The 6,351-nt window shown below is 64.6% G+C and carries 7 protein-coding genes; 1 reads left to right on the forward strand and 6 read right to left on the reverse strand.

All coding sequences use genetic code 11. The features are described from left to right. Positions 1–13 precede the first annotated feature (13 nt). On the forward strand, positions 14–517 hold the full coding sequence (gene msrC, locus CCA01S_RS09265) for a free L-methionine (R)-S-oxide reductase MsrC (RefSeq protein WP_066457329.1): 504 nt from the start codon (positions 14–16) through the stop codon (positions 515–517). On the opposite strand, the gene CCA01S_RS09270 is transcribed toward msrC, so the two are convergent. The 6 genes from CCA01S_RS09270 to CCA01S_RS09295 are packed head-to-tail and all read right to left on the reverse strand — an operon-like array spanning position 495 to position 6,202. Continuing rightward, the gene (locus tag CCA01S_RS09270; RefSeq protein WP_066457332.1) at positions 495–1,298 is read right to left on the reverse strand and encodes a carbohydrate ABC transporter permease; all 804 of its coding nucleotides are present in this window, start codon (positions 1,296–1,298) and stop codon (positions 495–497) included. The two genes, msrC and CCA01S_RS09270, sit on opposite strands and share 23 nt — an antisense overlap. After that, the gene (locus CCA01S_RS09275; RefSeq protein WP_066457338.1) at positions 1,295–2,179 is read right to left on the reverse strand and encodes a carbohydrate ABC transporter permease; all 885 of its coding nucleotides are present in this window, start codon (positions 2,177–2,179) and stop codon (positions 1,295–1,297) included. The genes CCA01S_RS09270 and CCA01S_RS09275 overlap by 4 nt, the downstream gene beginning before the upstream one ends. A gap of 10 nt (positions 2,180–2,189) precedes the next feature. After that, positions 2,190–3,485, reverse strand: a complete 1,296-nt coding sequence (locus tag CCA01S_RS09280; protein ID WP_066457340.1) for an ABC transporter substrate-binding protein — start codon at positions 3,483–3,485, stop codon at positions 2,190–2,192. Positions 3,486–3,501: 16 nt separating this feature from the next. Next, positions 3,502–4,554: an ABC transporter ATP-binding protein gene (locus CCA01S_RS09285; RefSeq protein ID WP_066457341.1), complete on the reverse strand. Its 1,053-nt coding sequence runs from the start codon at positions 4,552–4,554 to the stop codon at positions 3,502–3,504. 17 nt (positions 4,555–4,571) lie between these two features. Continuing rightward, on the reverse strand, positions 4,572–5,360 hold the full coding sequence (locus CCA01S_RS09290; protein ID WP_066457343.1) for a phosphodiesterase: 789 nt from the start codon (positions 5,358–5,360) through the stop codon (positions 4,572–4,574). Then, complete coding sequence (locus tag CCA01S_RS09295) at positions 5,354–6,202, reverse strand: HAD family hydrolase (RefSeq protein ID WP_084386644.1); 849 nt, start codon at positions 6,200–6,202, stop codon at positions 5,354–5,356. The genes CCA01S_RS09290 and CCA01S_RS09295 overlap by 7 nt, the downstream gene beginning before the upstream one ends. Positions 6,203–6,351: the final 149 nt, after the last annotated feature.

Genomic DNA, 6,351 nt, shown 5'->3' on the forward strand with positions numbered 1-6,351 from the left:
GATGGAGATCCCCATGTTTCACTTGTCTTCCCAAACCTACGCCAGCAAGGCCGAACACTACGCAGACCTGGCCGAACAGGCGCGCAGCCTGATCGCCGGCGAAACCAGCCTCATCGCCAATGCCGCCAACTTCAGCGCGCTGGTGTTCCACAGCCTGCCGCAACTGAACTGGTCGGGCTTCTATCTGTTCGACGGCACCGAGCTGGTCGTGGGCCCCTTCCAGGGCAAGCCCGCCTGCATCCGCATCGCCCTGGGCGCGGGCGTCTGCGGCACGGCGGCCCAGACACGCCAGACCCAGGTGGTGCATGACGTGAACCAGTTTGACGGGCACATCCCCTGCGACTCGGCCTCGCAATCGGAAATCGTGGTGCCCTTGTTCTACACCGACGGCACCCTGCTGGGCGTATGGGACGTGGACAGCTTCGTGACCGGCCGCTTTGACGAAGACGACCGGCACGGCATGGAAGCGCTGTGCCGGGTCTTCATGGCACGGATCAACGAATGCCCGCGCGCATGAACGACTGCACGAACTGACGTTGAAAGAGCAGAAACGCCACCAACAACGGGGCTGCGCTCAGCAGCGTGGCTGCGGTGATGATCGACCAGTCGATGCCCTGGTCGCCTGCGGCAAAGACCTGCAGGCCCACCGTGATGGGCCGCGTCGTCACCGACTTGGTGACGATCAGAGGCCAGAGAAAGTTGTTCCAGTGATAGCTGACCGACACCAGCCCGTACGCCACGTAGATGGGCTTGGCCAGCGGCACGTAGATGCGCATGAGGATCGTCCAGGGCCCGGCGCCTTCGACCCGCGCCGCCTCTTCGAGTTCGCGCGGCACCTGTTTGAAGGTCTGGCGCAAGAGAAAGATGCCAAACGCCGAGGCGAAGTACGGCAGGCCGATGGCCAGGATGGAATCATTGATGCCCAGCCAGCTCATCTCGCGGTAGTTTTCGACGATCAGCACGTCGGGCATGATCATGAGCTGCAGCAGCACCAGCATGAACATGAAGTCTTTGCCGCGAAACTCGAAGCGCGCAAAGGCGTAGGCCGCCAGGGTGCACAGCACGAACTGCGCCGCCAGCACCATGGTCACCAGCAAAAAGGTATTGAGAAAGTAATGCGCAAAGGGCGCCGCGTGCCAGGCTGCCGCAAAATTGGCCAGCGTCAGCGGCGCCGTCAGATCGAAGCGGGTGGCGTAGGCCGCCGGGTGAAATGCCGCCCACACGGTGTAGGCCAGCGGCAAAAACCACAGCAGGCCCAAAAGCCATGCCCCGACGGTATCGAGCCAGTTTGTCTTCATTGGTAGTGCGTCTTGCGATCGAGCCAGTTGAAATTCACCAGGGCGGTCACCGCCAGAATCACCAGCAGCACCACGGTGAGCGTGGCGGCATAGGCCGAATCCCAGAAGCGGAAACCCACCTGGTAGATGTAGAACAGCAGCAGCATGCTGGCGTTATCCGGCCCGCCGCTGGTCATCACCACCACCTGATCCACGACCCGGAACGCGTTGATGAGCGCGTTGATGAAGACGAACAGCGTCGTCGGCATCAACAGGGGCAGGAGAATGCGCCAGAAATACTGCCAGCGCGAGGCGCCCTCGAGCAGCGCCGCCTCGCGCACCGAGGGCGAGATCTGCTGCAGCGCCGCCAGGTAGAAAATCATGAAAAAGCCGGCTTCTTTCCAGATGGTGACGGCCATGATGGCGGGCAGCACCGTGCCCTGGCTGCCCAGCCAGTTGACCGACGAAAAGCCGAACAGCTGGCCGATCTGATCCAGCAGCCCGTACTGCGGCGTATAGAAGAACAGCCAGATGTTGGCCACGGCCACCATCGGCAGCACGGTGGGCGTGAAATACGCCATGCGCAAGAACCCGCGCCCGTGCAGCTTGCCATTGACCCACAGCGCCATGATGAGCGCGATCAGGATCGACAGCGGGATGGTGCCCAAGGCAAAGTACAGATTGTTCCAGAGCGCTTCCCAGAACACCGGGTCTTCGATCATGCCCGCATAATTGTCCAGCCCGACGAAGCGGGCGGGTCGCGCGCCCCGCGGCGTCGAGAAGAAACTGTGCCACAGGGTGGACAGGGCTGGATAATGGGTGAAGGCGATGAGCAGCACCATGGCGGGCAAGAGCAGCAGCCAGCCATAGACGGCGTTCATGGAAGAAGCGCGTGTTTTCATGAGCGGACGATCAACGATAGGAACGCAGCAGACGATCGGCCCCGGCCTGGGCGTCGGCCATGGCCTGGGCGGGCGTCTTGGCGTTGGTCAGCACGGCCTGCAGATTGTCGTTCAGCAACTTGGTGACGCGCTGGTTGTCGTGCGTGGAGAATTCGGCCACGCTGACCGCCAGCTGGTCGCGCGCCACGGCGGCTTGCGGCACACGGCCCAGATAGGCCTTCATGTTGGGGGTCTCCCAGGCGTCCTTGGTGACCGCCACGTAGCCCGTGTCGATGCTCCACTGGGCCGCGTTCTCGGGCGTCGTCATCCACTTGGCGAATTCGAAGGCGGCCTGCTGCTGCTCGGGGGTGGCGTCCTTGAAGATATAGAAATTGCCACCGCCCGTGGGGCTGCCGCCGCGCTTGGCCTTGGGCATGGGGGCCACGCCAAAGTCGAACTTGGCATTCTTCAGCACGTTGGTGAGGTTGCCCGTGGTCGTCCACATCATGGCCGTCTTGCCCATCAGGAAGTCTTGCGGCGTGGTGCCCCAGTCGGTCGTGCCCGTGGGCATCACCTTGTCTTTGTAAGCCAGGTCGTGCCAGAACTGCAGGGATTCGACCACCGCCGGCTTGTCGAGGTACACCTCGTTGCCTTCCGAATTCATCAGGATGGCGTCATTGGGGGTGGTGAAGGCCTGGAACAACCAGTAGGCGAAGGCCCCGCCCGACGGCACCTCAAGCCCCCAGCGGGTGACCTGGCCGCTCGCGTCGGTTTCGGTCAGCTTCTTGGCGTCGGCCACCAGCTGATCCCAGGTGGCGGGCGGCTGGTTGGGGTCGAGCCCCGCCTTCTTGAACATCTGCTTGTTGTAGTACATCACGATGGTCGAGCGCTGGAAGGGAACCCCCCAGGTCTTGCCCTCGGTGCGGCTGTTCTGCATGAAAGCGTCGTAGAAGCTGGCCAGCCACTTCTTGTCTTCATCGGTCTTGACGAAATTGTCGATCGGCACGATGGCGTCCTGGTCGATCAGGGTGAACATGTCGGTGGACAGCAGCACGGCCAACTGCGGAGGGTTGCCGCCCTTCTGGGCCGTCAGCGCCTTGGCGACGGAATCCTGGTAGGTGCCCGAATAGATCGACTTGACCTTGATGTTCGGGTGGCTTGCCTCGAACTTGTCCACGGCCGCATCGACGATCTTGGTGATGGGGCCGCCCACGGCCACCGGATAATAGAATTCGAGTTCGACTGGCGCGGCCTGCGACCAGGCCGGCAGGGTTGCCAACATGCCTGCCACACCGAGGGTCAGGGCTTTCACTAGGAAACGTTGCATCAGGAAGTCCTCCAGTTCACGAGCCTGCCCGGATGGCAAGCCCCGATTGATCGAATAGATGTTCGGCCTCGGCGGGCCAGGCCAGGCGCACGGATTCGCCGACGCGCGCCTGTAAGTGTCCCGGCACCCGCAACGTAATGCCGGTGTTCTCGCCCACGGTGCACACCACGATGGTGTCGGCGCCAAAGTATTCCAGCCCCTGCACCCGGGCGGGCACGCCTTCCATGTGGGTGAGGCGGATATGCTCGGGACGCACGCCCAGCTTGCGGGCCAAGGGGCTGACCGGCTGCTCGAAGGGGATTTCGCAGCCCGCAATGCGGCTGCCGTCCGCCGCCAGGGCCATCAGGTTCATGGGCGGCGTGCCGATGAAGCGCGCGGCAAATTCGGTGCGCGGCCGGGCATACAGCCGGTCGGGCACGTCCAGCTGTTCGACCTTGCCGCCTTGCAGCAGCACCACCTGGTCGGCCATGCTCATGGCCTCGGTCTGGTCGTGCGTGACGTAAATCATGGTGATGCCCAGCTTTTGCTGCAGGCCGCGAATTTCGCGGCGCATTTCGTGGCGCAGCTGTGCGTCCAGGTTGGACAGCGGCTCGTCCATCAGGCACACGGGTGCTTCGGAAATGACCGCACGCCCCAGGGCCACGCGCTGCTGCTGCCCGCCCGACAGTTGCGCGGGCTTGCGATCGAGCAGCTGCGCCAGGCCCAGCAGCTCGGCCACGTAGCCCAGGCGCCGATCATAGTCGCGCGCGGGCTCTTTGCGCACCTTCAGGCCAAAGAGGATGTTCTCCCGCACCGACAGGTGCGGAAACAGGGCATACGACTGAAACACCATCGAAATACGGCGTTGCGCGGGCGGCAGCTGGGTGACGTCCCGGTCGCCGATGAGGATGCGTCCCGACGTGGGGGTATCGAGCCCGGCGATCATGCGCAGCGTGGTGGACTTGCCGCAGCCTGACGGCCCGAGCAGCACGGTGAACGTGCCACTGGGCACCTCGAAGCTGACGTTGCTGACGGCAGCGGGAGCGGCCCCGTACTGCTTGGTGATGCTTTCCAGAATGACGGCGGACATGGCAGGCGTATCAGGTATCAGGCGTAGTAGACGGAGTCGTAGTGGCCCACCACGGCGTGGTGGGTAACGGTGCGACCGGGGCGCACCCAATGCAGCTGGTATCCCGGCGGCTCGAAGCGGGCGGCCAAAGGCGCGGAGGGCACGAGATTGAGTTGAATCTGCTGCACCGTGCTGGGGCAGGTGCAGGCAAGCACTCCACCCACCTGGCACATCATGGTGCGATGCAGGTGGCCGCACAGAATACGTTCGATATTGTGATGGCCCGCAACGATTCGCGCAAACTCGTCACGGCCTTCAAGCAGGCCGATGGCATCCATGGGGTGGATGCCCGTCTCGAACGGCGGGTGGTGCATGAGCACGACGGTCGGCGCTGCCGGGGCTTCGGCCAGGCGGTCTGCCAGCCACTGCAGGCGCGCCGCGCACAAGGCCCCGTGGCCCTTGCCAGGCACGGTGGTGTCCAGCGCCACCAGGCGCACTGGCCAGGCATCGTCCACGTACTGGATGAACCGCGCGTCCACCCCCAGTTCGGCCAGCTCGGGAAACGCCGCGCGCAGCTGCCCCGTGTGGTCGTGGTTGCCCGGGATCAACCGGTAGGGCATCTCCAGGCGCGCCAGACCGGCGCGCAGCAGCGCGTATTCATCCGGCGCACCGTGCTCGGTGAGGTCGCCCGTGACGACGACGAGATCGGGGCGCGTCGGCAACTGCCTGAGGCTATCGACGGCCTGGCGCAAGTGTTCGGCGGGCAGGATGCCATCCGGCCCGGGCTGGTGCTGCAGGTGCAGGTCGGTGATCTGGGCAATCAGCATGGCGGCATATCCACGGCAAGCGGCACGCGCGGCGCGGGCAACTGCCGAGCCCCCGCACGGGCGGCCAGAACGTAATCGGCCATTTCGACGAAACCGTCGCCATAGGCCGCCTCGCAGACCCAGCGCGGCGTGTGCGCCATGGATGCCAGGTGGGGCCGGATGTTGGCCACGCCAAACGTCAGCGCCGTCTCGCCGAACATGGTCTCGTCGTTGGGGGCATCGCCGATGAACAGCACCCGCGCGGCGCGATCGGTCGTGATGGCGAAATCCTGTTCGAGCACCTGTCGAGCCATGGTGGCCTTGTCGTGCTCGCCAAACCAGGCATTGACGTGGATCGAGCTGGCCCGCGCGTGGGCGCCCGCCGCCTGGAAGGTGTCGATGAGCACCCGCACCTGCTCGCGCGGCAGCGGGGGGATGTCCTGGGCGTGATCCACCGCCACGTCCACCAGGCGGTAATCCTGATCGAGCGCCAGGCGCGCGGCGGGCACGCGCTCGATGGCCTGGTGGGCAATCGCCAGCAGGCGCTGCTGGTCGGCGCGCAAGGCATTCAGCGGGCGTACGAAGCGGCGTTCAAGCCCGCCATCACGCCGCATCCGGAAACGGAAGGCGCCGCTCTCGCCGATCACCGCAGCCACCGGCCAGGCGCGCACCAGGTGATCGCACCAGCCCGCGCAGCCGCCGGTGACGGGCACCACGCGCACGCCAGCCTCGGCCAGACGCGCCAGGGCGTCGAGGGTGCGCGCCGACAGCCGCCCGCGGTGGGTCAGCGTATCGTCTACGTCGGTGAAGATGAGGTCAACCCCGGACAGCCGAGAAAGGTCGGCAGCGGTAAACGTGGTCATGCATACTCCGAATCAATAACTTAGCATTATGACTGGAAAATATGACGGTATTACGACTAGTTCTTAGGATGTTTGGGCTTAGCTCACCGTTATGACAGCGGCCTGCCCGCCCACGATCGGGCGCACAAAAGACAAAGCCCCTGAAGCGA

Origin of the sequence: Castellaniella caeni NBRC 101664, from assembly GCF_001592225.1 — a bacterium.
Lineage (GTDB): Bacteria > Pseudomonadota > Gammaproteobacteria > Burkholderiales > Burkholderiaceae_B > Castellaniella > Castellaniella caeni.

Coding starts and splice junctions, on each gene's coding strand:
- CCA01S_RS09285 (WP_066457341.1), bottom strand. CDS start 4,554: ATGTCCGCCGTCATTCTGGAAAGCATCACCAAGCAGTACGGGGCCGCT.
- CCA01S_RS09280 (WP_066457340.1), bottom strand. CDS start 3,485: ATGCAACGTTTCCTAGTGAAAGCCCTGACCCTCGGTGTGGCAGGCATG.
- CCA01S_RS09290 (WP_066457343.1), bottom strand. CDS start 5,360: ATGCTGATTGCCCAGATCACCGACCTGCACCTGCAGCACCAGCCCGGG.
- msrC (WP_066457329.1), top strand. CDS start 14: ATGTTTCACTTGTCTTCCCAAACCTACGCCAGCAAGGCCGAACACTAC.
- CCA01S_RS09275 (WP_066457338.1), bottom strand. CDS start 2,179: ATGAAAACACGCGCTTCTTCCATGAACGCCGTCTATGGCTGGCTGCTG.
- CCA01S_RS09295 (WP_084386644.1), bottom strand. CDS start 6,202: ATGACCACGTTTACCGCTGCCGACCTTTCTCGGCTGTCCGGGGTTGAC.
- CCA01S_RS09270 (WP_066457332.1), bottom strand. CDS start 1,298: ATGAAGACAAACTGGCTCGATACCGTCGGGGCATGGCTTTTGGGCCTG.